Annotated in this window: 31 protein-coding genes; 23 read left to right on the top strand and 8 right to left on the bottom strand. The window is 64.1% G+C overall.

All coding sequences use genetic code 11. The features are described 5' to 3' along the window. Nucleotides 1–23: 23 nt before the first annotated feature. Nucleotides 24–998 carry an NADPH:quinone oxidoreductase family protein gene (locus tag EPO50_RS16550; RefSeq protein WP_296345969.1) on the top strand — a complete coding sequence of 325 codons (975 nt, stop codon included), beginning with the start codon at nt 24–26 and terminating at the stop codon, nt 996–998. Between the two features lie 40 nt (nt 999–1,038). Continuing rightward, the gene (locus tag EPO50_RS16545; RefSeq protein ID WP_296345967.1) at nt 1,039–1,779 is read left to right on the top strand and encodes a DUF72 domain-containing protein; all 741 of its coding nucleotides are present in this window, start codon (nt 1,039–1,041) and stop codon (nt 1,777–1,779) included. Here the strand turns inward: EPO50_RS16545 and EPO50_RS16540 are convergent. Then, the gene (locus tag EPO50_RS16540) at nt 1,763–2,077 is read right to left on the bottom strand and encodes an NIPSNAP family protein (protein WP_296345965.1); all 315 of its coding nucleotides are present in this window, start codon (nt 2,075–2,077) and stop codon (nt 1,763–1,765) included. The two genes, EPO50_RS16545 and EPO50_RS16540, sit on opposite strands and share 17 nt — an antisense overlap. 140 nt (nt 2,078–2,217) lie before the next feature. Between EPO50_RS16540 and EPO50_RS16535 the strand changes: the two genes are divergently transcribed. Genes EPO50_RS16535 through EPO50_RS16510 form a run of 6 tightly spaced genes read left to right on the top strand, consistent with a single transcriptional unit; the run spans nt 2,218 to nt 6,020 of the window. After that, nucleotides 2,218–2,637, top strand: a complete 420-nt coding sequence (locus tag EPO50_RS16535; protein WP_296345963.1) for a helix-turn-helix transcriptional regulator — start codon at nt 2,218–2,220, stop codon at nt 2,635–2,637. Continuing rightward, nucleotides 2,634–2,978, top strand: coding sequence for an SRPBCC domain-containing protein (locus EPO50_RS16530; protein ID WP_296345961.1), 345 nt, complete (start codon nt 2,634–2,636; stop codon nt 2,976–2,978). Before EPO50_RS16535 ends, EPO50_RS16530 begins: the two co-directional genes overlap by 4 nt. Next, nucleotides 2,975–3,829 (top strand): transglutaminase-like domain-containing protein, encoded by an 855-nt coding sequence (locus EPO50_RS16525; RefSeq protein WP_296345960.1) that lies wholly within the window; start codon nt 2,975–2,977, stop codon nt 3,827–3,829. Before EPO50_RS16530 ends, EPO50_RS16525 begins: the two co-directional genes overlap by 4 nt. Before the next feature lie 13 nt (nt 3,830–3,842). Next, nucleotides 3,843–4,577, top strand: coding sequence for a thioredoxin family protein (locus EPO50_RS16520; protein ID WP_296345958.1), 735 nt, complete (start codon nt 3,843–3,845; stop codon nt 4,575–4,577). A gap of 46 nt (nt 4,578–4,623) precedes the next feature. Further along, nucleotides 4,624–5,073: a VOC family protein gene (locus EPO50_RS16515; protein WP_296345956.1), complete on the top strand. Its 450-nt coding sequence runs from the start codon at nt 4,624–4,626 to the stop codon at nt 5,071–5,073. Continuing rightward, the gene (locus EPO50_RS16510; protein ID WP_296345954.1) at nt 5,070–6,020 is read left to right on the top strand and encodes a dienelactone hydrolase family protein; all 951 of its coding nucleotides are present in this window, start codon (nt 5,070–5,072) and stop codon (nt 6,018–6,020) included. Before EPO50_RS16515 ends, EPO50_RS16510 begins: the two co-directional genes overlap by 4 nt. A gap of 2 nt (nt 6,021–6,022) precedes the next feature. On the opposite strand, the gene EPO50_RS16505 is transcribed toward EPO50_RS16510, so the two are convergent. Both EPO50_RS16505 and EPO50_RS16500 read right to left on the bottom strand, forming a co-directional pair. Next, nucleotides 6,023–6,499: a gamma-glutamylcyclotransferase gene (locus EPO50_RS16505; protein ID WP_296345951.1), complete on the bottom strand. Its 477-nt coding sequence runs from the start codon at nt 6,497–6,499 to the stop codon at nt 6,023–6,025. Continuing rightward, complete coding sequence (locus EPO50_RS16500; RefSeq protein WP_296345950.1) at nt 6,484–7,767, bottom strand: adenylate/guanylate cyclase domain-containing protein; 1,284 nt, start codon at nt 7,765–7,767, stop codon at nt 6,484–6,486. Before EPO50_RS16500 ends, EPO50_RS16505 begins: the two co-directional genes overlap by 16 nt. Nucleotides 7,768–7,830: 63 nt before the next feature. Between EPO50_RS16500 and EPO50_RS16495 the strand changes: the two genes are divergently transcribed. Further along, on the top strand, nt 7,831–8,892 hold the full coding sequence (locus EPO50_RS16495; protein ID WP_296345948.1) for an alpha/beta hydrolase fold domain-containing protein: 1,062 nt from the start codon (nt 7,831–7,833) through the stop codon (nt 8,890–8,892). Between the two features lie 12 nt (nt 8,893–8,904). Beyond that, nucleotides 8,905–9,537, top strand: coding sequence for a TetR/AcrR family transcriptional regulator (locus EPO50_RS16490; RefSeq protein ID WP_296345947.1), 633 nt, complete (start codon nt 8,905–8,907; stop codon nt 9,535–9,537). 53 nt (nt 9,538–9,590) lie between these two features. Here the strand turns inward: EPO50_RS16490 and EPO50_RS16485 are convergent, their stop codons facing one another. Then, nucleotides 9,591–10,463 (bottom strand): fumarylacetoacetate hydrolase family protein, encoded by an 873-nt coding sequence (locus EPO50_RS16485; RefSeq protein WP_296345945.1) that lies wholly within the window; start codon nt 10,461–10,463, stop codon nt 9,591–9,593. Nucleotides 10,464–10,566: 103 nt separating this feature from the next. Here EPO50_RS16485 and EPO50_RS16480 point away from each other — a divergent pair, with 103 nt between their 5' ends. Next, nucleotides 10,567–11,202, top strand: a complete 636-nt coding sequence (locus EPO50_RS16480) for a hypothetical protein (protein WP_296345942.1) — start codon at nt 10,567–10,569, stop codon at nt 11,200–11,202. On the opposite strand, the gene EPO50_RS16475 is transcribed toward EPO50_RS16480, so the two are convergent. Further along, nucleotides 11,199–11,996: an HAD-IIB family hydrolase gene (locus EPO50_RS16475; RefSeq protein ID WP_296345940.1), complete on the bottom strand. Its 798-nt coding sequence runs from the start codon at nt 11,994–11,996 to the stop codon at nt 11,199–11,201. The genes EPO50_RS16480 and EPO50_RS16475 overlap by 4 nt on opposite strands. Nucleotides 11,997–12,066: 70 nt before the next feature. Here EPO50_RS16475 and purB point away from each other — a divergent pair, with 70 nt between their 5' ends. Next, nucleotides 12,067–13,392 (top strand): adenylosuccinate lyase, encoded by a 1,326-nt coding sequence (purB, locus tag EPO50_RS16470; RefSeq protein WP_296345938.1) that lies wholly within the window; start codon nt 12,067–12,069, stop codon nt 13,390–13,392. Between the two features lie 24 nt (nt 13,393–13,416). On the opposite strand, the gene EPO50_RS16465 is transcribed toward purB, so the two are convergent. Then, nucleotides 13,417–13,743 carry a DUF1476 domain-containing protein gene (locus tag EPO50_RS16465; RefSeq protein WP_296345936.1) on the bottom strand — a complete coding sequence of 109 codons (327 nt, stop codon included), beginning with the start codon at nt 13,741–13,743 and terminating at the stop codon, nt 13,417–13,419. A 108-nt stretch (nt 13,744–13,851) separates the two neighbouring features. Between EPO50_RS16465 and EPO50_RS16460 the strand changes: the two genes are divergently transcribed. The 4 genes from EPO50_RS16460 to EPO50_RS16445 are packed head-to-tail and all read left to right on the top strand — an operon-like array spanning nt 13,852 to nt 17,005. Beyond that, a complete protein-coding gene (locus tag EPO50_RS16460; protein ID WP_296345934.1) occupies nt 13,852–14,700 on the top strand; it encodes a MaoC family dehydratase N-terminal domain-containing protein in 849 nt (282 codons plus the stop codon). After that, the gene (locus EPO50_RS16455) at nt 14,697–15,236 is read left to right on the top strand and encodes a hypothetical protein (RefSeq protein ID WP_296345932.1); all 540 of its coding nucleotides are present in this window, start codon (nt 14,697–14,699) and stop codon (nt 15,234–15,236) included. Before EPO50_RS16460 ends, EPO50_RS16455 begins: the two co-directional genes overlap by 4 nt. Nucleotides 15,237–15,244: 8 nt before the next feature. After that, a complete protein-coding gene (locus EPO50_RS16450; RefSeq protein ID WP_296345929.1) occupies nt 15,245–16,282 on the top strand; it encodes a glycosyltransferase family 2 protein in 1,038 nt (345 codons plus the stop codon). Nucleotides 16,283–16,300: 18 nt separating this feature from the next. Beyond that, entirely contained in the window at nt 16,301–17,005 is a 705-nt protein-coding gene (locus EPO50_RS16445; RefSeq protein ID WP_296345927.1) for a class I SAM-dependent methyltransferase, read from the top strand. On the opposite strand, the gene EPO50_RS16440 is transcribed toward EPO50_RS16445, so the two are convergent. Continuing rightward, nucleotides 17,002–18,123 (bottom strand): ferritin-like domain-containing protein, encoded by a 1,122-nt coding sequence (locus tag EPO50_RS16440; RefSeq protein ID WP_296345925.1) that lies wholly within the window; start codon nt 18,121–18,123, stop codon nt 17,002–17,004. The two genes, EPO50_RS16445 and EPO50_RS16440, sit on opposite strands and share 4 nt — an antisense overlap. Before the next feature lie 140 nt (nt 18,124–18,263). On the opposite strand from EPO50_RS16440, the gene purC reads away from it, so the two are divergent. From purC to grxD, 6 genes are read left to right on the top strand one after another with little or no spacing between them, the layout of a single operon-like run. Then, nucleotides 18,264–19,028, top strand: coding sequence for a phosphoribosylaminoimidazolesuccinocarboxamide synthase (purC, locus tag EPO50_RS16435; RefSeq protein WP_296345922.1), 765 nt, complete (start codon nt 18,264–18,266; stop codon nt 19,026–19,028). 20 nt (nt 19,029–19,048) lie between these two features. Then, entirely contained in the window at nt 19,049–19,291 is a 243-nt protein-coding gene (gene purS, locus EPO50_RS16430; RefSeq protein ID WP_296345920.1) for a phosphoribosylformylglycinamidine synthase subunit PurS, read from the top strand. Next, the gene (gene purQ / locus EPO50_RS16425) at nt 19,291–19,980 is read left to right on the top strand and encodes a phosphoribosylformylglycinamidine synthase subunit PurQ (RefSeq protein WP_296345918.1); all 690 of its coding nucleotides are present in this window, start codon (nt 19,291–19,293) and stop codon (nt 19,978–19,980) included. The genes purS and purQ overlap by 1 nt, the downstream gene beginning before the upstream one ends. Continuing rightward, nucleotides 19,977–22,217 (top strand): phosphoribosylformylglycinamidine synthase subunit PurL, encoded by a 2,241-nt coding sequence (purL, locus tag EPO50_RS16420; protein WP_296345916.1) that lies wholly within the window; start codon nt 19,977–19,979, stop codon nt 22,215–22,217. The genes purQ and purL overlap by 4 nt, the downstream gene beginning before the upstream one ends. A gap of 10 nt (nt 22,218–22,227) precedes the next feature. Further along, nucleotides 22,228–22,464, top strand: a complete 237-nt coding sequence (locus EPO50_RS16415; protein WP_296345915.1) for a BolA/IbaG family iron-sulfur metabolism protein — start codon at nt 22,228–22,230, stop codon at nt 22,462–22,464. Nucleotides 22,465–22,521: 57 nt separating this feature from the next. Next, nucleotides 22,522–22,863, top strand: coding sequence for a Grx4 family monothiol glutaredoxin (gene grxD, locus EPO50_RS16410; protein WP_296345913.1), 342 nt, complete (start codon nt 22,522–22,524; stop codon nt 22,861–22,863). 18 nt (nt 22,864–22,881) lie between these two features. Here the strand turns inward: grxD and EPO50_RS16405 are convergent, their stop codons facing one another. Continuing rightward, nucleotides 22,882–23,646: a class III extradiol ring-cleavage dioxygenase gene (locus tag EPO50_RS16405; RefSeq protein WP_296345911.1), complete on the bottom strand. Its 765-nt coding sequence runs from the start codon at nt 23,644–23,646 to the stop codon at nt 22,882–22,884. A 73-nt stretch (nt 23,647–23,719) separates the two neighbouring features. Between EPO50_RS16405 and EPO50_RS16400 the strand changes: the two genes are divergently transcribed. Next, nucleotides 23,720–25,303, top strand: a complete 1,584-nt coding sequence (locus tag EPO50_RS16400; protein WP_296345909.1) for an ABC transporter substrate-binding protein — start codon at nt 23,720–23,722, stop codon at nt 25,301–25,303. The last annotated feature ends 72 nt before the right edge of the window (nt 25,304–25,375 follow it).

The following is a 25,375-nucleotide window of genomic DNA, read 5'->3' as shown; positions in this document are numbered from 1 at the left end:
AAATAGCTTCCGGGAGACGCCGCATGAAGTTCGTCCAGGCCTCGACACTCGACTCGATCGCCGACTATCACCTGTTGGAGAGCGAAACGCCGAAGCCGGGACCAGGTGAGGTCCTGATCAAGGTGGCGGCCTGCGGTGTCGGCTATGTCGATGCATTGGTCGCCCTGGGCCGGTACCAGGTGAAGCCGCCCCTGCCGCACACGCCGGGCAAGGAAGTCGGCGGCTGGGTAGAGGCCGTGGGCACGGGGGTCGATGGCCTCGCGCCGGGCGACCGGGTCATGGCGTCCGTACGCGGTGGCTTCGCGCAGTTCGCGCTGGCGCCGGCCGCCGACACGGTGCAGATCCCCGCACGCATGAGCTTCGCGCAGGCATCGGGTTTTCGGGTCAATTACCTCACGGCCCTGCACGGTCTGCGCGACCGCGGCGCGCTGGCCGCAGGCGAGCGGTTGCTCGTACTGGGCGCGGCCGGCGGCGTCGGCATGGCCGCCATCCAGGTGGGCAAAGCGATGGGCGCGGAAGTGATCGCAGCCGCGTCGACCGAGGAGAAGCGCGCCTTCGCCCGCACCCAGGGCGCCGATCACGTGATCGACACGGCACCGGAGGGCTGGCGCGACCGGCTGAAGGCGGCATGCGGCGGCAAGGGCCCTGACGTGGTTTTCGATCCGGTCTGCGGGCCCCTCTTCGAACCGGCGTTCCGGTCCCTGGTCTGGGGCGGACGCCATCTCGTCGTGGGTTTCGTCGGCGGCCCTATTCCCGCGCTCAAGTCCAATCTCACCCTGATGAAGGGTGCGGCGCTGGTCGGCGTCGATGTCCGCCAGTTCGTGTTGTTCGAAGAGAGAAAGGCCAACGCTCATGTCGCCGAGCTTCTCTCGTGGGTCGCCGATGGCCGCCTCGTTCCCGCTGTGGGCCGCGCCTTCCCGCTCGAAAAGTTCGCACCGGCGCTGGAGTTCGCCCTGACGGGACAGGGGCTGGGCAAGACCGTGCTGGAGATCGCCTGACAGGGCTGCTCTCGCCGTCGATTGCGATATACTCGATACCATGAGCGGTAAAATCTATGTCGGCATCGGCGGTTGGACCTTCGAACCCTGGCGCGGCCCTTTCTATCCCGAAGGGCTGACGCAGAAGCGCGAGCTCGAATATGCCAGCCGCAAGCTCACCTCGATCGAGATCAACGGCACCTACTATTCGAGCTTCAAGCCCGCGAGCTGGGCCAAGTGGCGTGACGAAACACCCGACGGCTTCGTATTCGCCGTCAAGGCGTCGCGCTTCTGCACCAACCGTCGCGTCCTGGCCGAGGCCGGCGAATCGGTGCAGCGCTTCGTCACCCAGGGGCTGGTCGAATTGAAAGACCGGCTGGGGCCCATCAACTGGCAGTTCATGGGCACCAAGAAGTTCGATCCCGAGGACTTCGAAGCCTTCCTCAAGCTGCTGCCGCGAGAAGTGAGCAAGCTGCCGCTGCGCCACGCTCTGGAGGTGCGGCACGACAGCTTCAAGGACAAGCGCTTCTACGATCTGGCGCGCAAGTACAACGCCGCCATCATCTATGCCCACGACAAGGACTTCCCCGAGATCGACGAGCCAACGGCCGACTTCACCTATGCACGGCTGATGGGCGCTGAAGAAAAGGTGAAGACGGGCTACAAGCCGGCCGACCTCGACAAGTGGGCCAAGCGCAGCAAGGCCTGGGCGAAGAAGGGCGATGCCTTCGTCTACTTCATCTCCGGCGCCAAGGTGCGCAATCCAGCCGCCGCTCAGGAGCTGATCAAGAAGCTGGCGTGACCTGACGCAGGAAGGTGCGCTCCTCGGACAGGATGAACCGTTCGCGCTTGGCGAAGTCGAAGTTCGCCACGCCTTCGGTATCGGCCCTCAACCGGCCGCGATAGGCCTCGTAGGCGCCCAGGCTGTCGAACGAGATCAGTGCCCAGCCGATATTGTTCGTGCCCTCGTGCGGCATGAAGTACCCCTGCAACCTGCCGCCGCAGCGCGGGATGACTTCGAGCCACTTCTGCGCATAGCGCTCGAAGGCGTCGAGCTTGAAGGGATCGAGAACGTAACGGATGAAAACGGTGACCGTCATGGTGACCTCCCGATGCTTGTGGGGAGGTCACCATAGGTGTCGGCGTCGAGCCGATGTTACGGCGCGGGACGTAGCGTCACCTCTGCCCGGCGACCCGCCACCCTTGACAGGCGCGGCTTGCCGCACTAACACTTAACTCTATGGTTAACTATCAAGCTGCCGCCCTCGATCGCACCTTCGCCGCGCTGGCCGACCCGACCCGGCGTGCGTTGCTCGCCCGCCTCGACGAGGAGAACGGGGTCAGCGTCAGCGAACTCGCGCGCCCCTTCCCGGTTTCTCTGCCCGCAATCATGAAGCACCTCGACGTGCTCTCTGATGCCGGCCTGATCGTGCGCTCCAAAACGGGCCGCACCGTCACTTGCCAGCTCAAGGCAGAGCCGATGGAGCAAGCGATGAACTGGCTCGCCCATTACGAGCGCTACTGGACACAGCAGCTCGATCGCCTCGCCGCTTTCCTGGAGGAAGATTCATGGCCAGCAAGCCCAGCCTCGCCCTCAAACGACGCCTCAAAGCCCCGCCGCAAAAAGTCTACGAAGCCTGGACGAAGCCGGAAAAAATGATCCGCTGGTGGGGCGTCACCGGCCATGACAAGACGCCCATCGCCGAGACCGATCTGCGTGTCGGCGGCCGTTTCCGCGTCCAGTTCTGGACGCCGGACGGTGAACATCACAGCGTGAGCGGGATCTATCGCGAGATCGTACCGGACGAGAAGCTCGTCTTCTCCTGGGCCTGGCAGAGCACGCCCGAACGCGAATCGCAGGTGACGGTCGACCTCAAGCCCGACACCGACGGGACGATCCTTACCCTGACCCACGAGCAGTTCTTCAGCGAGACGGCTCGCGACGATCATCGGCGCGGCTGGACCGCTGCGCTCGATAATCTGGAAAGGGTGTTCGCATGAACGTCGACCAGTGGCGGCGCACTACGGCATTCACCGATGCTGGCCGTCACGCCGCCCTGTTCAACGGCCTGCCACAAGATGTAGGCGGCCTCGCCGGGGTCGCCCAAGGCGTGCTGCTCCATCAGCACATCGCCCCGGCCTACGGAGTGACGCTGAAGCCTGCCCAGCTCGAGGAACCACACCTCCGGGGTGTTGAATCGATCCTGGAGCGCATCGTCTCTCGCGACTCCAGGCCCCTCTTCGAAGCCCGCCCCGTGGACGAGCGCCTGGTCGGCGTCTGCCGGCACTTCACCCTGATGCACGTCGCCATGTTGCGCACGCGGGGCGTGCCGGCGCGGGCACGCTGCGGTTTCGCCACCTATTTCGAGAAGGGCAAGTTCCTGGATCACTGGGTGACGGAATACTGGAACGAGGACCAGGAGCGCTGGGTGCTGGCCGATGCGCAGCTTGACGCGCGCCAACGCAAGTTCCTTGGGATCGATTTCGATCCGCTCGACGTGCCACGCGACAAGTTCCTGATTGCTGGCGATGCGTGGGCGCTGTGCCGCCAAGGCAGGGCCGATCCCGGCACATTCGGCATACTCGATATGTTCGGTTTGTGGTTCATTGCCAGCAACGTCATCCGCGACGTGGCGGCTCTTAACAACCACGAGATGCTGCCTTGGGACGTCTGGGGCGCAATGACGCTGAACGATGCTGAACTCGACCTCAGCTTCATCGACCGGATTGCCGGGCTGACGCGTGAGCCCGACAAGCATGTCGACGAACTACGACGTGCTTACGAGGATGAGCGCATAGTCGTTCCTCCGACCGTACTCAACGCTGTCTTGAATCGTCACGAGCAACTCTAGAGAGGAGTCGATCATGCAGACGCACAAGACCGTCTCTCGCGAAGAATGGATCACCGCCCGCCGTGTCCTGCTCGAGAAGGAGAAGGCCCATCTTCGGGCCCAGGACGAGATTGCCCGTCAGCGCCGCGAGCTGCCGTGGGTAAAGGTCGAGAAGGACTATGTATTCGAAGGGCCTGACGGCAAGGAGACGCTGTCCGACCTGTTTGCCGGCCGCAGCCAGCTCATCGTGAAGCATTTCATGTTCGGACCGGATTGGGAGGAAGGATGCGTCGGCTGTTCGTTCGGCGCCGACCAGTCCGACGGTTCGCTAGTCCATCTGGTCAATCATGACGTGATGTTGGTCGCCGTCTCGCGTGCGCCCTACGCCAAGATTGCGCCCTTCCACAAGCGCATGGGCTGGCACTTCAAATGGGTGTCCTCGGCCGGCTCGGACTTTAATTTCGACTACAACGTCTCCTTCACGGAGGCCGATCGCGCGCGCGGCAAGGTCTTCTACAATTTCGTGGAACAGGACTACGAGATCGACGAGCTGCCGGGTTACTCCGTCTTCACCAAAGATGAAGCCGGCCAGATATTCCATACCTACTCGGTGTTCGCCCGCGGCACAGAGCATACCGGCACGGTCTACGGTTTCCTCGACATCACGCCCAAGGGCCGCAACGAGCCGCCCGGCGGAAACCTCTCCGACTGGGTGAAACACCACGACAAATACGAGCAAAAGGCCGAGAAATCCTGCTGCCACGGTTGAGCCCGACTGTTGTAAGCTTCTCCACAGCAAGCCCTGGGAGAAGCCAATGCCCGCACTCTCGCTCGACCACTACAATATTTTCTGCAAAGACCTCGACGCCACGGTGCGCTTCTATGAGCGCTATGTCGGCCTGACCAACGGTGACCGGCCACCTTTCCCCTTCCCTGGCGCCTGGATGTATGCCGGGGAGAAGGCGATCCTGCATATCGTGTCCGAGACCGGACGCGGCGATCAGGGCAGCGGCGCCATCGACCATATCGCCATCAATTGCTCGGACATCCGCGGCACTCTCGATCAGATCAAGAAGGACAACATGCCCTTCGAGGTCAGGAAGGTGCCGGCGAGACCGTTGCAGCAGGTCTTCGTGCATGATCCCGACGGCGTGATGATCGAGCTCAACTTCTGGCACGAAGAAGACGTCAAGGAGCTCCAAGGCTTCGACCCGATGACCAACAAGGCCGGCGCCAAGAAGGAAAAAGCCGTCGCAGCCCAATGAGGCTCACGGCTCTCGCGATAGCCATCGCACTGCTGGCCTGTGCCGGTGCAGAGGCGCAGCAGCGCGAGACCATCAGCTTCGAGAGCCGCCAGAAAGGCCAGCCCGTTCAGGTCACGGCCGAGATTTACTGGCCGGCTAAAACGGGACCGGTGCCGGCGATGGTGATCCATCACGGCAGCGGCGGCGTCAGCGACCCGCGCGAGGGGCGTTTTGCGCGCGAGATGGTGGCCATGGGCGTCGCCGCCGTTGTGATCGACTCCTTCAAGCCGCGCGGCGTGACGTCGACGGTGCACGATCAGTCGGCCGTCACAGGTCAGGACTTCAATCTCGATGCGCTGATGGCCCTGAAGGCGCTGGGCACCAATAGCCGCATCGATCGGGCGCATATCGGCATCATGGGGTTCTCCAAGGGCGGCACCTCGGCCCTGATGGCCTCACACGAACAGCTTGTTGCCGCTGCTGGCCTTCCCGCCGGCCTTCGCTATGCCCTGCATGTGCCGTTCTACCCGGCCTGCGCCATACAATATTACCAACCCCGTACCACCGGCGCGCCGATCTACATGCTGCTCGGCGGCGCTGACACCTATGTCGGGACCGAACCGTGCCAGACCTACGCCGACGCGCTGCGAGCGGCCGGCGCACGCATTGACGTGAAGGTTTATCCGAATGCCCCACATGGTTTCGACGGCAGCCGACCCTACTCCATTGGCGCCGGCGAAAACTACTCCCAGTGCGTCCTGCAGCAGCAGGCAGATCGTTCGTGGATCGAGCGAAAGAGCGGCATCATGACAAGCGGCGCCGACGGCAAGCCGATCCCTGGCGCACAGGCCAAGGCCCTTTCCGTCTGTCGCACCCTAGGCGTCAGTGGTGGCCCGAACGACGCGGCTTCCCGGCAATCGGTGGAAGATCTGAAGGGATACGTACGCCGCCATCTGCTGGGCGATTGACGTCAATCGAGCGTCGAGGTCGTGCGCAGCCTCTCCCAGTAGTCGGCCGGCAGCAGGTCACGACCGGCCAGCAGGAAGCCGAGATATTCGCGGGTCGGCCGCAGTCCTTCGCCGACTTTCAGCGCAACATAGGTGATGGCTTCGACATCGGCCCCGATGTCGGGGCGCACGACGCGAACCGTGCGGCGTTCATAGTGACCGCTGGCGACGCCTTCGAAATGATCCAGGATATCGAAGCCCTTTGCCGGCAACGCGTTCAACGTGCCGTGCACCGCGCCCCCGTCCTGCAGCACGATGTTGCCGGCGCCAGCCCCTACCGGAGAGCGGGCGATCTTGTTGAAGGCCAGCCGCCAGCCGTCGAGCCGGCCGGCAACGCGCTCGCCCGGCGCCACGCCTTCGGGCCGCAAGCGCTTCTCGAAGAGCCGGTCGACATCCATGTTGGAGCCATAGGCGAAGTACCAGCTCACATCACCCGCCATACCTGCACCTTCTCGTCGTAACCGCGGATCGCGAGCGGTCCCAGATCGACCGCGCCATCGGCCGCGACGGCCGAATGCACAGAGTTGGACACCAGTACCTGCGCCCCGGTCTCCTTGGTGAGCTGTTCGAGGCGAGCCGCCAGATTTACCGTATCGCCGATCACCGTATATTCTTTGCGTCGCGGGGACCCGACGACGCCGGTCACGGCCTCTCCCATATGGATGCCAATGCCGACACGCAGCGCCTGCGATGGCCTCTCCTTGTTCCACGCTTCAACCGTCTCGATCATCGCCCGCGCCGCCGCCAGCGCATTCTTCGCGGCGGCCGGATCATCGAGGGGCGCGCCGAACAAGGCGAGGAATCCATCGCCCATGAATTTATTGATGATGCCGTGGTGGCAATCGACGACATCGACCATCTCGGCGAAGAAGGCGTTGAGCAGCGCCACCGTCTCCTCGGCAGACCGATTTCGCGCCATCGCCGTGAAGCCACGGATATCGAGAAAAAGTACACATATGGTGCGCAACTCGCTCGGCGGTTCGGCCTGCGTGGCGAGCAAACGTTCGACGACCGAGGGCGAGACATGCTGGCCGAACAGATTGGTCACGCGATCGCGCGCCGCTCCCGCAAGGATGGAATTCTCGAACTGACGGCGCAGGCTCATGGCGACCAGTCCTGCAACGATGCCGCTGCAGAACAGCACGGTGCTGCGACCGACATAGAACAGCGGCATGTCTTCGGCGGTAGCTCCCGGCTCCTGGGGCAGCAACACGAACACCAGTGCCATCTGCAGCGTCGCGGCGACAGCGCCCGTCCATACCGAAAGCCAGAAATCGAGCCGCAAGGTCGACAGCAGGATGAAAACGAAGAACAGCAGCGGCGGCCAGAAGGCGAACACGAGTTGCGGCTGCATATAGCTGCTCAGCGCGTAGGTGATGGTTGCCGGCAACGACGTTTCGATCAGGGCGTTGCCGAAGCGCGCGATGCGGGGAAAGTCCTTGCCCCTGGCAATTCGCCACCGGAGGATGCCGAGCGCCGCCAACTCGTAAAGGAGGTAGGGTCCGATGCCGACGAGTGGTACCCAGTCCGGGACCTTCTGGTCAAACAGGCGCTCGTCCATCTGCGGGATGAAATTCAGGACGAGCAGCGCGGCAACGAGCAAGACCGCCAGGACGATCGCGATCACCCGCATGCGCTGCTGTTCGCTGCGCATGATTTCGCGGCGAAGCGCATCGGAATAGGTGTCGTCTGCCTCCGTATAGGGCATTTCTCACGCTACCCAGACCGGCCGGGCTCCACAACGGCGGGACGCAGTGGTAGGAACGATCCCATGGTTCTGAAGGAGATCGCGCGAGAACTGCAGGGCAAGGCCGCCAACTTGGCCCTGCGCATGCCGATCTCTTGGGTGAATATCATCACCGGGCCGCCTGCGGCCGTCGACGGCCGCACGCTGGATGGCCGTACGCAGTGGTTCCTGCAGCTCCTCGCCCGCAGTGGCCAAAAGCCGTTGCATCAACTTGGCGTCGTCGAGGCCCGGCAAGATTTCGATGCCTTCATGCTGCTGCTGAGCGGCCGGCCTGCCCCGGTGGGCGAGATCGTCGATCGCACCATGGCAGGTCCAGCAGGCCCCCTGCGTATTCGCATCTACCGGCCAGCGCACTCCGTTGCCCGCCTGTTGCCGACTATCCTCTACTTCCACGGCGGCGGCTTCGTGATCGGCAGCCTCGAAGGCTATGACCTCGCCTGCCGCTACTTCTGCGCCCGCTCGGGCTGCGCCGTGGTTTCGGTCGATTATCGACTGGCTCCAGAACACAAATTTCCCGCTGCCATCGATGATGGCGTCGCGGCCTTTCGCTGGCTGGCAGCTGAGGCAGTCGACCTTGGCCTCGATCCCGACCGCATCGTGCTGGCGGGCGACTCGGCCGGTGGCACCATCGCTGCCGTGGCAGCGCAGGAGCTGCGAAGTGAACCCCGTCCACCTTGCCTGCAATGGCTGATCTACCCCGCCGCTGATCTCGGCGGTGACACCCCCTCGCACAAGAGCTGCGGTGACGGCTTCCTGCTGACCCATGCCGATATGGAGTGGTTTCGCGGCCAATACCTCAACACGCCGGCCGAGATCGACGATCCACGCGCCTCGCCGCTTCGGGCCACCGACCTCTCGGGCGTGGCACCGGCGCTGGTTTTCACGGCGGGCTTCGACCCGTTGCGCGACGAAGGCCAAGCCTACGCCAAGCGTCTCTCGGCAGCAGGCGTGAAGACCATCCATCGTGAATTCGATACGCTGATCCACGGCTTTGTCGGCATGCGTGGGGCCTTGCAGGCTGCCGCACGGGCGATGGACGATATGGTAGCGGGTCTGCGCCACGAACTGGCGCAGTTGGGACGATGACAGGACGCCAGAATGGTTGAAGACACTGCAACCGCGGACTCGCGCACCGAACGATCCGGCCGGCGCGAACAGAACAAGGCGGAGAACCGCACCGCCCTCCTGAAAGCCGCTCGCGCGGTCTTTGCAGAGATGGGCTACGGCGCGGCGAGCGTGCGCGACATCGTGCGACGCACCGATCTCGCCTCAGGCACGTTCTACAATTACTTCAAGGACAAGGACGAGATCTTCGAGGCCGTGGTGGGCGAGCTCACCGGTGTCCTGCTGCATCGCCATCGCCAGGGGCGTGCCAAGGCGGCGACGGCCGAGGAATTTCTCCATCAGCACTATTCTGTCTACTTCAACTTCCTGGCCGAGGATCCCGAACTGCTGGCGCTGGCGCGTTCGAGCTTCACCGCCGTGCGTACGCTGCTCGACAAGCCGGATGTGCGCGCGCTGGCCAAAGCGCTGAACGACGACATCCGAACCGCCATCGCTTCGGGCGTGCTGCCGAATGTCGATGTTTCCTACCTCAGCGCATCGATGGCGGGTGTCGCCTTCGAAATCTCGATGGTGATGGTCACCCGCGACCCCGTCGATCCTGAGGCCGCCACCGAGTTCGCCACCCGCCTGATGCTGGGCGGCCTGCACCGACTGCCGCGGCGGTAGCGCAGTCGCACCGAGAGTGCGCCACCGAAGTGGCGTACCCTCGGTCTATTCGCCTAGGCGCCCTGGATCACCGGGTTGCGCAGCACGCCAATCTTCTCGATCTCGATCTCGCAGACGTCGCCCGGCTTCAGCCAGTTCGGCGGCTTGCGCGCCATCGCGACACCCGACGGCGTGCCGGTGATGATGACGTCGCCCGGATCGAGGGTCATGACCTTGGTGAGCTCGTGCACCAGGGTCGGCACGTCGAAGATCAGATCGTCGGTGTTGCTGTCCTGCATCGTCTTGCCGTTGACGCGGGTCATGATGCGCAGCGGCGAGCCGCCTGGCGGGAGCTCGTCGGAGGTAACGATATCGGGGCCGAACCCGCCGGTGCCGTCGAAGCCCTTACCCAAGGTGAACTGGCCGCCCGACTTGCGCTGCCAGTCGCGCAGCGAGCCGTCATTGAAGCAGGCGTAACCCGCGATCACGCTGAGGGCCTTTGCCTTCGGCACGTTGCGGCACTTCTTGCCGATGATGACGGCGAGCTCGGCTTCCCAGTCGAACTGGTTGGAGTGGCTGGGGCGCAGCAACTTGCCGTTATGCGGCACCAGCGTGTTGTTGAAGCGGGTGAACACCAGCGGATAGTCCGGGATCGCACTGCCGGTTTCCTCGGCGTGCTTGCGGTAGTTGAGACCGATGCAGAGGATCTTGCCGGGATTGGGAACCGGCGGCAGATACTTGGCCGACTTCTCCGACACCGTGGCGCCCGCCTTGGGCTTGGCGCAGGCCTTGAGGACGGCCTGCTGCAGCTTCTTGCCACCAGCCAGGATCTCGACGACCGACTTCGGTCCGCGCGGCATCTGCTTGCTGAGATCGATGATCTTGCCGTTGCCCGTCTTGACGCCGACGACGGCCTTGCCGCCGTTCTGGATGGTGCACAAACGCATCGTGTTTCCCCCTGAAAAGTTCGTCCGAAATACGGCCGCGGCGTAAACTCCTCCCTCCCGAAGAGCCGGTCAAGCCGGACACGTTTTTTGCTAGGCTGGCAGCATGCGCATCGTTCTTTTTCTTCTGCCATTCTTCCTCGCCACGCCAGCGGCCGCGCAACTCGTGGTGCCGCTCACGACGCCGGATGGCCGTGTCGGCTGCACCCAGGGGATGACGGGGATCGGCCGTCCGCCGGTCTGGCAGGCCGTTCCGGACAAGGACGGGCCCGACGGCTGGGCGCTCACCGAAACCGCCGCTGACGCAACGGACCTGCGTTTTCCCCTCTGCATTTCCGAGCAGACCGTCGCGCGCGACTTCGATGCGACGCTGCGCTTCAAGCCGATTTCCGGGTCGCGTGAGCAGGTCGCGGGTTTCGCCTTCCGGGCGCAGAGCGCCAACGACTACCTGCTCGTCCGTGCCAATGCGCGCGACAATTCAGTGCGCCTCTATCGCGTGGAAAAGGGCAAGCGCAGCCAGATTGCCGGCAAGGAGGCGCCGATTGCCCTCGGCGAATGGCACTCCCTGCGCGTGATCGCCGTCAACGACCGCTTCGAGGTGGCGCTCGACGGTAAGCCGCTCTTCACCGCCACCGACCGCGGCTTGGTCCAGTCCGGCGCCATGGGCGTCTGGAGCCAGGCCGACAGCATCACCCATTACGGCTCGTTGCTGGTGGCCCCGCCGACACCGCCGACGCGCTAGCGCCGCGCGGCGATCAGCGCTTTCGCCAGTTCCACGAAGCCCGCACCCGAACGCGCCGACGCGATCCAGCGCGGCTTGTGCTCGAGGCGGTCGGCGAAGTCGCGGACATTGGCCACACCCAGGGCATTGGGAAAGTAGCCGAACATCGGCGCATCGTTCGGCGAATCGCCCGCGAAGACGTACCGTTCCCGCTCGGCAGCGATATCGGCGCCGAACAGCTCGGCCATCATCGTGCGGCTGGTCGTGAGCTTGTCGTAGTCGCCGAACCAGCCGTTGACATGGATCGAGCTCACCTTGGCGTGGGCACCGTGCTTTTCGAAGATCGCGACGATACGTTCGATGTCGGCGGCCGGCAGCGGCGGAACATCCTCACAGAAATCGACGGCCAGGTCGGCCGCGCGATAGGGCTGGTCCGAGGCAATCCCCGTCCCGGGCACCTCGCGCAGCACCTCGGTGCGCACCGCGTCCAGACGGCGGCGACCTTCGGCACGCTCCGCGTCGGACTGGATGAAGCGGGTGCGGAGCTTGCCCGCGCCAGCGTCATGCCACATCCAGAAGGCGCCGTTCTCCCCCACCACGGCGTCGACCGGCCAGAAGCGGGCGATGAGATCGCACCAGCCGGCCGGCCGGCCAGTGACGGGGACAACCAGCAGGCCAGCCTTCTTCAGCGCCTCCAGGGCGCCATAGGCCTCGGCTGTCAGCTTGCCGTCGGTGGACAGTGTTTCGTCGATGTCAGTCAGCACGCCCTTGATGGCAGCCAGGGTGTCGCGGGGGCAGTTTTTGAGCGGTTCCATGTCTTCTGCAGATTGATGTGCGCCACTTCTAGCATGGCGTCGCACAGGCTTCGGCGCTAAAAACCCGGCCATGATCCCCCGCTATTCCCGGCCGCAGATGGCGGCCATCTGGGCCCCCGAGAACCGCTTCCGCATCTGGTTCGAGATCGAGGCGCACGCCTGCGACGCCATGGCGGAACTGGGCATCATCCCCAAGGCCTCGGCCAAGGCGATCTGGGACGGCGGCAAGAAGGCCATGGCCGCTTTGCAGGCCGATCCAGCGGGCAATGTCGAGAAGATCGACGCCATCGAGCGGGTCACCAAGCACGACGTCATCGCCTTCCTGACCTGGCTGGGCGAGTTCATCGGCCCGGAATCGCGCTTCGTCCATCAGGGCATGACCTCCTCGGACGTGCTCGATACCTCCTTCGCCGTGCAGCTCACCCAGGCGGCCGACATCCTGCTGGCCGATACCGACCGGCTGTTGGCGGCGCTGAAGAAGCGCGCGTTGGAGCACAAGGACACGCTCACCATCGGCCGTAGCCACGGCATCCATGCCGAGCCGACAACCTTCGGCGTCAAGCTCGCGGGCCACTACGCCGCTTTCGAGCGCAACCGAGCGCGGCTCGTGGCGGCACGCGCCGAGATCGCGACCTGCGCCATCTCGGGGCCCGTCGGCACCTTCGCCAATGTCGATCCGCGCATCGAGGAGCATGTCGCCAAGAAGCTCGGCCTGACGGTCGAACCGGTGTCCACTCAGGTCATCCCGCGTGACCGCCATGCTGCGTTCTTCGCTGCCCTTGCCGTGGTTGCGTCGTCGATTGAGAATCTCGCCACCGAAATCCGCCACCTGCAGCGCACCGAAGTCCGCGAGGCCGAGGAGTTCTTCTCCGAGGGCCAGAAGGGCTCCTCCTCGATGCCGCACAAGCGCAATCCGGTGCTGACCGAGAATGTGACCGGCCTCGCCCGCGTCGTACGGAGCGCCGTCGTTCCGGCGCTCGAGAATGTCACCCTGTGGCACGAGCGCGATATCTCGCACTCCTCTGCCGAGCGTTACATCGCCCCCGACGCCACCGGCACGCTCGATTTCGCGTTGAACCGCATCGCGGGCGTCGTCGAGCAGCTCGTGGTCTACAAGGATCGCATGAAGGCCAACCTCGACTCGCTGGGCGGGCTGGTCTTCTCACAGCGCATCCTGTTGGCGCTGACGCAGAAAGGCATGAGCCGCGAGGCTTCCTACGCTGCCGTGCAGCGCAACGCGATGGATGCCTGGAGGGGAAATGCCTCGCTGCTGGCGCTCTGCCGCGCCGACAAGGAGATCGGCGAATTCCTGGCCGATGACGAGCTCACGGCGCTGTTCGACATGAGCTATCACACCAAGCACGTCGACACGATCTTCAAGCGCGTCTTCGGCTGAAGACGCGCTTCCGCTGACCCTGGGTCAGTGGGTGTCCGCCATGATCTGCTTCTTGGCATCGACCAGCAGCCGCTCGGCCTGCTTGAGGATCGTGTGATCCTCCATCGGCTTACCGACGGCGGCGAGATCCTTCATGATCTTGTGCACGACATCAGAGTCGCCCGGCTTCTCGAAGTCGGCCAGGACCACTTCCTTGGCATAGGCTTCGGCATCGGCGCCCGTCTTGCCCAGCAGGCCGGCGGCCCACAGGCCGAGCAGCTTGTTGCGGCGGGCCTTGACCTTGAATTGCAGTTCCTGGTCGAGCTCGAACTTCTTTTCGAAGGATTTTTCGCGTTCGTCGAACGTGGTCATCGGCCGCTCCAGTTAACTCGTCGCGCGGGTTTATAGCGATCACGCGCGCGTCTTTCCACCCTGTGCTGGCGGTGGCAAAGTCGCGCCTCGCGAGGAGGATCGACCGTTATGTCACTGGAAAAGCTCAAGGAATGGATCGGCAGGACGCAGTCCGTGGAGGATCTCGCCGCTCCTTTCCCGGTCCGTGCACTGGCTGCTACCCTCGACGAGGGCGATCCCGATCCCCGAAATGGCGATCCGCTGCCGCCCCTTTGGCATTGGCTCTATTTCCTGGAGATCGCGCCGCAATCCAAGATCGGGCCAGATGGCCACGCCGAGCGCGGCGACTTCCTGCCGCCAGTGCCGCTGCCCCGCCGCATGTGGGCGGGCAGCCGCTTCACCTTCGACGGCGAGCCAGTACGCGTCGGCGAGACGATCGAACGGCGCTCCACGATCAAATCCGTCGAACCCAAGACAGGCTCGACCGGCTCGATGGTGTTCGTCACGGTACAGCACACGATCTCGGGACCGCGTGGCGTGTCATTGGTCGAGGAACACGACATCGTCTACCGCGAGGCCGCCAAGCCCGACGAAAAGCCGAGGCCACCGAAGCCAGCTCCGACCGATCCGACCTGGCGCAAGACGATCCAGGCCGATCCCGTGCTGTTGTTCCGCTTCTCTGCTCTCACCTTCAACGGCCATCGCATCCATTACGACCAACCTTATGTCACCGGGACTGAAGGCTATCCCGGACTGATCGTTCATGGCCCTCTCATGGGTTTGCTCCAGATGGAACTGGCGCGCCGCACGAACCCCGCTAGAATCGCCAAGAGCTTCGAGTTCCGAGCCCTGTCGCCGGTGTTCGCTGGCGGTGCGTTCAGTGTGCAGGCCCGTCGTGAACAAGACGGCTCGATAAAGACGTGGGTCGCCAATTCCAACGGCGGCCTGGCACAAGAGGGGAGAACTATTTTCCAATGAGAACGCATATCCATCACGGCGGCTGCGGCTGCCTGCAAGCCCTGTCACGCCGTGGCCTGTTCGGTCTTGGTCTCGGCGCGGCCGTTGCCGCCGCCACGGCGCCCGCCCATGCCGTCGAGGACAAGGGCTACGAAGCCATGCTGATGAAGTGCATCGACCCGCGCTTCACCACCAACACCTGGGCCTACATGGCGGGGCGCGGCTGGCAGAACGCCTACAGCCAATTCAACATCGCCGGTGGTCCGATCGCTGCCGTGGCGCCTGCTTTCCAGGAATGGCGGGCCACCTGGGAGGCGAACCTCAACGTCTCCGTCCAGCTTCACAACGTGAAGCGCGTAATCGGCATCGTGCACCGCGACTGTGGCGCAGCCGCCGTCGCCTATGGCGATCGCCTCAAGACCGACCGGGCCTTTGAAACCCAGATGCTCACCCAGGCACTACGAGCCTTCCGGGACCAGACGAAGAAGGCGCAGCCGCAAGTCATCGTCGAACTGGGCATCATGGACCTGAGCGGCGCTGTCGAGCCTGTGACCTGAGGGCGTTGGTGCCCGAACAAGCCTTCCCTTTCACTGAGGCAAAGGGCGCGGCGCTAGAGCACCAGCTCGCCGCGCGCCGTGAACGCCGACCCGTCGATCCGCTGCTGTCGCTGGTCATTCCCGTGTTCGACGAGGAGGAGTCGATTGATCTCTTCCTCGACACGGTCATACCGTTGCTCGAGCGCGCGTCGTTGCGCTTCGAGCTTGTCTTCGTCAACGACGGCTCACGTGACAACACCTTCGCCCGCCTGTTCGACAGAGGCCGCGGTGACCGACGCATCCGCATCGTCAACCTGTCGCGCAATTTCGGCAAGGAAGCGGCCCTTACTGCCGGCATCGACCACGCCAAGGGTGACATCCTGATCCCGATGGACATCGACCTGCAGGATCCGCCCGACCTGATCCAGCCGTTCATCGCCCGCTGGCGCGAGGGCTACGACATCGTCTATGGCGTACGCTCGGCGCGGCTCACGGACACGCGCGCCAAGCGCATGTCGGCCGGCTGGTTCTACCGTGTATTTAATTCCATGTCGCCCGTACGCATCCCGCCCAATGTCGGCGATTTTCGTCTGGTCGACCGGCGCGCCGTCGAGGTGTTACGGCAGCTCCCCGAGCGCAACCGCTTCATGAAGGGACTGTTCGCCTGGGTCGGATTCAATTCGATCGGTGTGCCATACGAGCGGCCGCAACGCGCCGCCGGCACCACCAAGTTCAACTTCTGGCGGCTCTGGAACTTCGCGCTCGATGGCGTCGTGAGTTTCTCGACCGCGCCGCTGCGCGCCTGGTTCTATGTCGGCGTGGTGATCGCCACCATCGCCGTCTTCTACGCGCTTTTCATCGTGACCCGCGTGTTGATCCTCGGCATCGATACCCCCGGCTATGCCTCGTTGCTGATCGCGGTCCTGCTCATGGGCGCCATTCAGCTCCTCTCGCTCGGCATCATCGGCGAATATCTCGGCCGCCTCTTCCTCGAGGTGAAAGGTCGGCCGATCTATGTCGTGGAAGGCGTCTACGAGGACGGCGCGGACGAGCCCCCACACGCGTGATCCTCGAGGCCTGACCTTATGGACCTCAAGGAAGAGGATATCCTCGGCGCAGACATTGCCCGGCATTGGTACTACCGCTCCAAGGCGGCAGCGCTGCGCCACGCCGTGGCTGGCCTCCAACCCCGACGCTTGCTCGATGTCGGCGCGGGCTCGGGCTTCTTCTCCCGGCATTTGCTTGTGGAAACAGCGGCCTCCAGTGCGCTCTGCGTCGACATCGGCTATCCGGCCGACCGCGACGACAGCGTCGCCGGCAAACCGGCACTCTATCGCCGCGACACAGGCCCGACGGATTGCGACCTCGTACTGATGATGGACGTTCTGGAGCATGTCGACGACGACCGTGGCCTCGTCCGGCACTATGCCGACAGGGTTCCTGCGGGCGCGCATTTCCTGGTGACAGTGCCGGCCTTCTCCTTCCTGTGGAGCGGCCACGACGTCTTCCTGGAGCACAAGCGGCGCTACCGCCTGCCCGAGATCGAGACGGCTCTACGTGATGCGGGGCTCGAGATCGTGCGCGGCGCCTACTTTTTCGGCCTGGTCTTTCCACTGGCCGCCACTGTCCGCCTCGCCGACCGCAACACGACCGAACCACGCAGCAGCCTCAAGAAGCACGGCACCTTCACCAACGGCCTACTGACCGCCATCTGCGCCGCCGAACTCCCACTCTTCCCGATCAACCGTCTCGCCGGCCTCTCCGCCTTCGTGCTCGCGAGGAAGCCTTAAGAGGCTGCGGCCAGGTCCTTGCTGACGATGCGTTTGCGCTTGGCGTTGATCTCGCGCAGCACGACCAGCATTTCCTCGGCAACGACATCGCCCGGGATGCCGTCGCCCTCGGCTTCGAGTTCCTTCATGTCGACCCACACCGCGTAGAGTGGCGCGGTGCGCTGGGTGATGATGCCGGCATGCAGAAGCGTCTTGATCAGCACGCGGAAGATGTTGGTGCTTTCCTTGAGCTGGTCGCGGCGATCGTCGTCAGTGAAGGTCTCCTTCACGGCGTCGCGCACCCACTGCCAATCGAGCCCGTACTTGGCGTAGATCACCTGCTTCTGCTCGGCGTTGATCAGGTTGAAGAGCAGCGTCTGGAAGATCTGCGCCGACCAGTCCTCGACTTTCTTGTGCTCGTCGGCACTGAGGTGGCCGATCGTCTTGGCGGCCCACAGGCGGCCGAAGCGGTGATGGAAGGCCTCGTCGCTCATGACGAGCTGCACCAGCCGGCGCAGCACGGGATCGTTGGTCTTGGCATTGAGCGTCGCGAACGAGCCCATCGCCAGGCCTTCGATCAGCATCTGCATGCCGACGATCTTCTTGTAGACCTCCTGTGTGCTCACCAGATCGTTGAGAACGGTGGCGATGGTCTTGCCGACGGGCAACGGTTCGCCCCAGCGTCGGGCGATGTAGCGGGTAAAGCCTGCGACATGGCGGGCCTCCTCGCGTGCCTGGTTGGCAGCATATTCCTGGGCACCCGGGTCGAGCAGGATGTGGCAGAGACTGGCCGACAGCGACAAAGCGCCCTGCTCACCATGCAGGAGATTGGAGACCGACCAGTGCATGACGTCGTTGGAGAGCTGGATCTTCTGCCGCTCGTCCAGCCGATCGGCGACGGCGCTACGCAGTTCGACCACGGTCTCCTGCGGCATGACCGGCGTCGCTTCCATATCGAACGGCTGGTCGAAATCGATGTAATTCTTGTCCAGCGGGTCCCAAAAATGGTCATGAGTGGCTGAAATGATGCCGTCGAAGGCATCGGTTCGGCGGCCGTAGCGTGCTACCTGCAACATCGCCGGGAAATCTTCCGGGGCGATAGTATCGTAGGCCTTGTCATAGGTGATTTGCTGGGCCATTGGGGGCCTCCGTTTCGAGGATCAATATGACGGTCGCGTCACCTTTTTCAATGGATTTTTCCCCAGTACCGGAGCATGGGGTTTCCGCCATATTCCGGCCCATTGGCGGGCGGCTCAACTTGCCCGCGCAGGAGTAAGAAATGTCCCGCCGCCGCCGCATCTACGAGGGCAAGGCCAAGACCTTGTTCGAGGGGCCAGAGCCCGGGACGATCGTCCAGTACTTCAAGGACGACGCGACCGCATTCAATAACCAGAAGAAGGGTACGATCACCGGCAAGGGTGTGATCAACAACCGTATCTCCGAGTTCTTGATGACCAAGCTCGGCGAGATCGGCGTACCCACGCATTTCATCCGCCGGCTGAACATGCGCGAGCAGCTCATCCGGCAAGTCGAGATCATCCCGCTCGAAGTGGTGGTCCGCAACGTGGCGGCCGGTTCGTTCGCCAAGCGCTTCGGTGTCGAGGAAGGCACCCAGCTGCCGCGCTCGATCATGGAGTTCTTCTACAAGAACGACCAGCTCGCTGACCCGATGGTAACCGAGGAACACATCACTGCCTTCGGTTGGGCGACGCCGCAGGACCTCGACGACATCGTGGCGCTCACGCTCAGGGTCAACGACTTCCTGTTCGGCCTCTTCCTCGGCTGCGGCATAAAGCTGATCGACTTCAAGATCGAGTTCGGCCGCCTATATGAGGACGACATGGTCCGCATCGTGCTCGCCGACGAAATCAGCCCGGATTCCTGCCGCCTGTGGGATCTGCGCACTAACGAGAAGATGGATAAGGACCGCTTCCGCCGCGACCTCGGCAAGGTCGAGGAAGCCTACCAAGAGGTGGCGCGGCGCCTCGGCATCCTGATCGACCAGGGACCGGGCGACGTGCGCGGCCCTACCACCCTTCAATAGCCCTGCCCCAGCGAGACGACATGAAAGCCAGAGTTCACGTGACCCTCAAGAACGGCGTGCTCGACCCCCAGGGCAAGGCCATCGGACATTCCCTCAACCGTCTGGGCTTTCCCGAGGTGGGTGACGTCCGCCAGGGCAAGTTCATCGAGCTGGAATTGGCCGAGACCGACAAAGCCAAGGCCAAGGCGCGGCTCGATGAGATGTGCCGGAAGCTCTTGGCCAACACCGTGATCGAGAACTATTCGATCGAGCTGGTCGGCTGATGAAAGCAGCGGTCCTCGTCTTCCCCGGCTCCAATCGCGAAGGCGATGTGGCGCAGGCAATCGAACTGGTCACGGGTCGCAGGCCCTCAATGGTCTGGCACGGCGACGGCGACTTCGAGAAGGTCGACCTGATCGTGGTGCCGGGCGGCTTCTCCTACGGCGACTATCTCCGTTGCGGCGCCATGGCGGCCCAGTCGCCGGTGATGGCGGAGGTCAAGAAGCGCGCCGCCCAGGGCGTGCCCGTCCTGGGCATCTGCAACGGTTTCCAGATCGTGACCGAGGCGGGACTGCTGCCGGGTACGCTGATGCGCAATTCGCATCTCAAGTTCGTCTGCTCGGACGTCCACCTCAAGGTCGAGACCAGCCAGAGCCTGTTCACCAACCGCTATCAGGCAGGCCAGGTGATCAAGGTTCCGGTGGCCCATGCCGAGGGCAACTATTTCGCTGACGCCGACACGCTGAAGCGACTCGAGGATCGCGGCCAGATCGCCTTCCGCTATTGCACGCCGAGCGGCGTGGTCGAGGGTGCGGGCAATCCCAATGGCTCGACCAACAACATTGCTGGCATCTTCAACGAAACCAAGACGGTGCTGGGGCTGATGCCGCATCCGGAGAATGCCGTGGAGCCGATGTTCGGCGGAACCGACGGCAAGGGTTTGTTCGAGGGTATGGTCGAGGCGCTGTCGTGACGATTGCTCAAGAGAAGAACCCGCCGGTCAAGCTCCCCAACGAACCCGCGATCACCCCCCAGATCGTCGCCGAGCACGGCTTGGCGCCGGACGAGTACGAGCGCCTGCTGAAGATCATGGGCCGCACGCCGACCATGGTGGAGCTCGGCATCTTCTCGGCGATGTGGAGCGAGCACTGCTCCTATAAATCCTCGAAGGTCTGGCTGAAGAAGCTGCCGACCAAGGCCCCGTGGGTGATCCAGGGTCCGGGCGAGAATGCCGGCGTGATCGACATCGGTGACGGCCAGGCCGCCATCTTCAAGATGGAAAGCCACAACCACCCCTCCTACATCGAGCCCTACCAGGGCGCGGCGACGGGCGTGGGCGGCATCCTGCGCGACGTCTTCACGATGGGCGCCCGGCCGGTTGCCAACCTGAATGCCCTGCGCTTCGGCGACCCGAACCATCCCAGGACACGGCATCTCGTGTCGGGCGTCGTCGCCGGCATCGGCGGCTACGGCAACTGCATGGGCATCCCGACGGTGGGCGGCGAGACGAACTTCCATTCCGCCTACAACGGCAACATCCTGGTCAACGCCATGACCGTGGGCATCGCGCCGTCGGATCGTATCTTCTATGCGGCCGCCGCGGGCATCGGTAATCCGCTGGTCTATGTCGGCTCCAAGACCGGCCGCGATGGCATCCATGGCGCCACCATGTCCTCGACCGAATTCAACGAGGACAGCGAGAGCAAGCGGCCCACCGTGCAGGTCGGCGACCCGTTCGTCGAGAAGCTGCTGCTGGAAGCCTGCCTCGAGCTGATGGCGACCGACGCGATCGTGGCCATCCAGGACATGGGCGCAGCCGGCCTCACCTCCTCGTCGTTCGAGATGGCTGCCAAGGGCGGCCTTGGCGTTGTGGTCGAGCTCGACAAGGTGCCGATGCGCGAGACCGGCATGAATCCCTACGAACTCATGCTCTCCGAAAGCCAGGAGCGCATGCTGATCGTGCTGAAGCCCGGCCGCGAGGAGCTGGCGCGTAAGATCTTCGAGAAGTGGGAGCTCGACTTCGCCGTCATCGGCCATCTCACCGACACCGAGCGCATGGTCCTGTCCTGGCATGGCGACATCGTGGGCAATATCCCGATCCCGCCGCTGGTCACCGAAGCGCCGATGTACGAGCGGCCGTGGACCCTGACGCCGCTGCCCGCCGAACTGGACGCTGCCAAAGTACCGGCGCCCAAGGACTGGAACGCCTCGCTGATCACCCTGATGGGCTCGCCCGACCTCGCCAGCAAGGCGTGGATCTGGAAGCAGTACGATCATCTCATCATGGGCAACACGGCGATCCGCCCGCAGGACGGCGACGCCGCGCTGGTGCGCGTGCCCGGAGGCCACAAGGGCCTCGCCATGACGTCCGACTGCACACCGCGTTACGTGCAGGCCCATCCCGAGACCGGCGGCCGCCAGGCCGTGGCCGAGGCGTGGCGCAACATCACCGCGACCGGCGCCAAGCCGCTCGCCGTCACCGACAACATGAACTTCGGCAACCCGCAGAAGCCCGAGATCATGGGCCAGTTCGCCGGCGCCATCATGGGCATGACCGAGGCCTGCAACGCCCTCGACTTCCCCGTCGTGTCGGGCAACGTCTCGCTCTACAACGAGACCGAAGGCCGTCCCATCCTGCCAACACCGACCATTGGCGCTGTCGGCGTGATCGAGGATATCGCCACCTCCGTCGGCTCGCGGCTGATGCAGTCGGGCCTGGCGCTCGTTCTCCTCGGTGAGACGAAGGGCTGGCTCGGCCAGTCGATCTACCTGCGCGAACTGCACGGCCGCGAGGAAGGTGCACCGCCGCCGGTCGACCTCGCTGCCGAGCGCCGCAATGGTGACTTCGTGCGCGGCGAGATCGTGGGCCGCCGGGTCGCTGCCTGTCACGATCTCTCCGATGGCGGCCTGTTGGTCGGTCTGGCTGAGATGTGCCTGGCGGGCGGGACCGGCGCCACGCTGAAGCTGCCGAAGGGCATCAACGCGCCTCACGCCTATCTCTACGGCGAGGATCAGGCCCGGTACCTGGTCGCGACCGACGATGGCGAGGCTCTGCTCGCCGCGGCTGCCAAGGCCGGCGTTCCGGCGGTCCAGCTCGGCTATTCAGGCGGTGTCAATTTGGTCGTCGAGGGCCTTCTGGACCTGCCACTCAGCGAATTGCGGGCCGTACACGAAGGCTGGCTTCCGGATTATATGAGCAGCGCGGCCTGAGGAGACACCCATGCCCATGCACGCAGAAGACATCGTCCGCCTGATCAAGGACGGCATCCCCGGCGCCGAGGTCGAAATCCAGGACCTCGCCGGCGATGGCGACCATTATGCCGCCACGGTCATTTCGGCGGCCTTTGCCGGCAAATCCAAGATTCAGCAGCACCAGATGGTCTATGGCGCGTTAGGAGGTCGCATGGGTGGCGTTCTGCATGCCCTGAAATTGACCACCATGGCGCAACGGCCCTGACGGCCCTATATTGTTGTCAAATCCCGCACCCACCGTGTGGTGCTCCAGGAGACCGACATGAGCGAACCCCAGGTGTTCGAACGTATCCGTGACGAGATCGGCAAGAACGAGGTTCTGCTGTTCATGAAGGGCACGCCGGTGTTCCCGCAGTGCGGCTTCTCGGCGGCAGTGGTCGACGTGCTGAGCCAGCTCGGCGTCAAGTTCCACGGCGTCAATATCCTGGTCGACCCTGAACTGCGTCAGGGCATCAAGGAATTCAGCCAGTGGCCGACGATCCCCCAGCTCTACGTAAAGGGCGAGTTTGTCGGCGGCTGCGACATCATTCGCGAGATGTTCGAGACCGGTGAGCTCGAGCAGCTTCTGAAGGAGAAGGGCGTGGCGCTGGCCGCCGCCGCCTAACTTCCCTTCGCCGCGGTCCTACGCAAATGCGTAGGACGCCATCGAGAGATTACCCAGAGTGAAGCTGCGATGGAGGGTGCGCCCCTGTGCGCCCTCGCCTGCCGCGCCGAAGGCGACGTGCAGCGGCAGGAAATGCTCATCGGTTGGATGGGCTTCGCGGGCATACGGCGCCTGCGTGCGATAGTCGGCGAGCGCCACCTCATCCCCTTTCTCCACAGTCTCCGCCAGCCAGTCATCGAATGCCTGCGCCCAGGGCTCGGGCTCGGATGAATCGCCGCTGCGCACCAGCGCCCTGAGATTATGAATGGCGCTGCCGCTGCCCATCACCAGCACACCCTCCTCGCGCAGCGGCGCCAGCTTCCGGCCAAGGGCGATATGATGCGCGGGCGTCTGGCCTGGCTGCACCGAGAGTTGGAAGATCGGGATATCGGCCTCCGGCCAGCCCAGCATGGCCGGCACCCAGGCGCCATGGTCGAGGCCGCGACGATGGTCGTGCGCTGCGCCTGTGAGCTTCGCCACTTTCTCGGCCAGCGCCGGGGCTCCGGGCGCGCTGTAACGCAGGCGATAGAGTTCCTCGGGGAAGCCGTAAAAGTCGTGAATCGTCTCGGGTTTACGCGCCAGCGATACCGCCGGCACGTCGGTATCCCAGTGCGCCGATACGGCCACGATCGCCTGCGGGCGCGGCACCTGCTGACCGAGGCTCGCCAGGAATGCCCGCGCCGGCACATCCTCCAGAATCAGGGTCGGCGCTCCATGGGACACGAAGATCGTCGGCATCGACATCGCTTTATTCCTCATCCGGCTCGTGGCAGCCTGTGTGCAAATCGGGGGGACCGATTCCTGGGAGGGGTGGATTATGCATGTAACACGGAGACTGGGGCAGTTGGCCGCCGGCCTGGGCCTTGCCATGGGAATGTCGCTGGCGACGCCAGCCATGTCGCAGACGACGCTCAAGATGGTCGCGCATTCCGACCTCAAGGTGCTGGACCCGATCTGGACGACCGCCTTCATCACGCGCAACCACGGCTACCTGGTCTACGACGTGCTGTTCGCCAAGGATGCCCAGCTGCGCATCCAGCCGCAGATGGTCGATAAGTACGAGACTTCGGCCGACAAGCTTACCTGGACCTTCACCCTGCGCGACGGCCTCGAATGGCACGACGGCAAGCCGGTGACGGCCGAGGACTGCGTGGCTTCGATCCGCCGATGGGCCGCCCGCGATGCGCTCGGCCAGCAGATGATGGCGCGCGTCGGCGAGATGGCGCCGGTCGATGCCAAAACTTTCCGCATCGTGCTCAAGGAACCGTTCGGCCTGATGCTCGACGCGCTGGGCAAACCGTCGTCTAACGTGCCGTTCATGATGCCCAAGCGGGTGGCCGAAACCGATCCCGGTAAGCAGATCGACGACTACACAGGCTCCGGTCCGTTCGTCTTCAAGAAGGAGGAGTGGAAGCCCGGCGAGAAGATCGTCTACGCCAAGAACACCAAGTACAAGCCGCGCCCCGAACCGCCGTCCATGCTGGCCGGTGGCAAGGTCGCCAAGGTCGATCGCATCGAGTGGCTGGCGATCCCCGACCCGATGACAGCGGTCAATGCGCTGATCCAGGGCGAGATCGACATGATCGAGGTGCCGATCCCCGATCACTTCCCTGTCCTCAAGGCTGACAAGAACGTGGCCCTGTTCGGTTGGAACCAGCTCGGCAGCCAGATCATCATGCGGCTGAACCATCTCCATCCGCCGTTCAACAATGTGAAGGCGCGTCAGGCGGCGATGCTCGCCATCGCCCAGGAAGATTTCCTGCGCGCCCAGGTCGGGGACGCCGAGATCTACAGGGTCTGCAACTCGCCTCTGGTCTGCGGTTCTCCCTACGAGAAGAGCTACGGCGACCTCCTCGTCAAACCCAACCTGGAAAAAGCGCGTCAGCTCCTGAAGGAGAGCGGCTACGACGGCACGCCGATCGTCATGCTGCACCAGACCGACCTGCAGTCGTCGAACCAGCTTCCGCCGGTCGGCAAACAGGCGCTGGAGAAGGCGGGCTTCAAGGTCGACCTGCAGGCGATGGACTGGCAGACCGTGGTCGCCCGCCGAGCCCGCAAGGAAGCGCCCGACAAAGGCGGCTGGAACGTCTTCTACACCACGACCGTCACGGTCGATGCAGATAACCCGGCCGGCAATTCCTTCACCAGCGGCGGCTGTGACAAGGCCTGGTTCGGCTGGCCCTGCGATCCCGAAATGGAAAAGCTCCGGACCGATTTCGTGAAGGAAAGCGATCCCGAGCGCCGCAAGGCGATTGCTCTCGCCGTCTCCGACCGGGTCATGGAACAGGCGGTCTACATCACGCTGGGCCAGTACAAGGCGTTCGGCGCCTATCGCAAGGATCGCGTCGAGGGCTGGCTTCCCGCTCCCGTGCCGATCCTCTGGAATATCAGCAAGAAGTAACCGGTACGCCGGACTGTGGGCCCTGAGGCCCGCGGGCCGGCCTGCTGCTTCGGCGCGAAACTCGGCGGCATG

The sequence above is a fragment of the Reyranella sp. genome (assembly GCF_004297405.1).
In the GTDB taxonomy this organism is placed as follows: Bacteria; Pseudomonadota; Alphaproteobacteria; order Reyranellales; family Reyranellaceae; genus Reyranella.
This window is presented reverse-complemented; position numbering and strand designations above follow the sequence as displayed.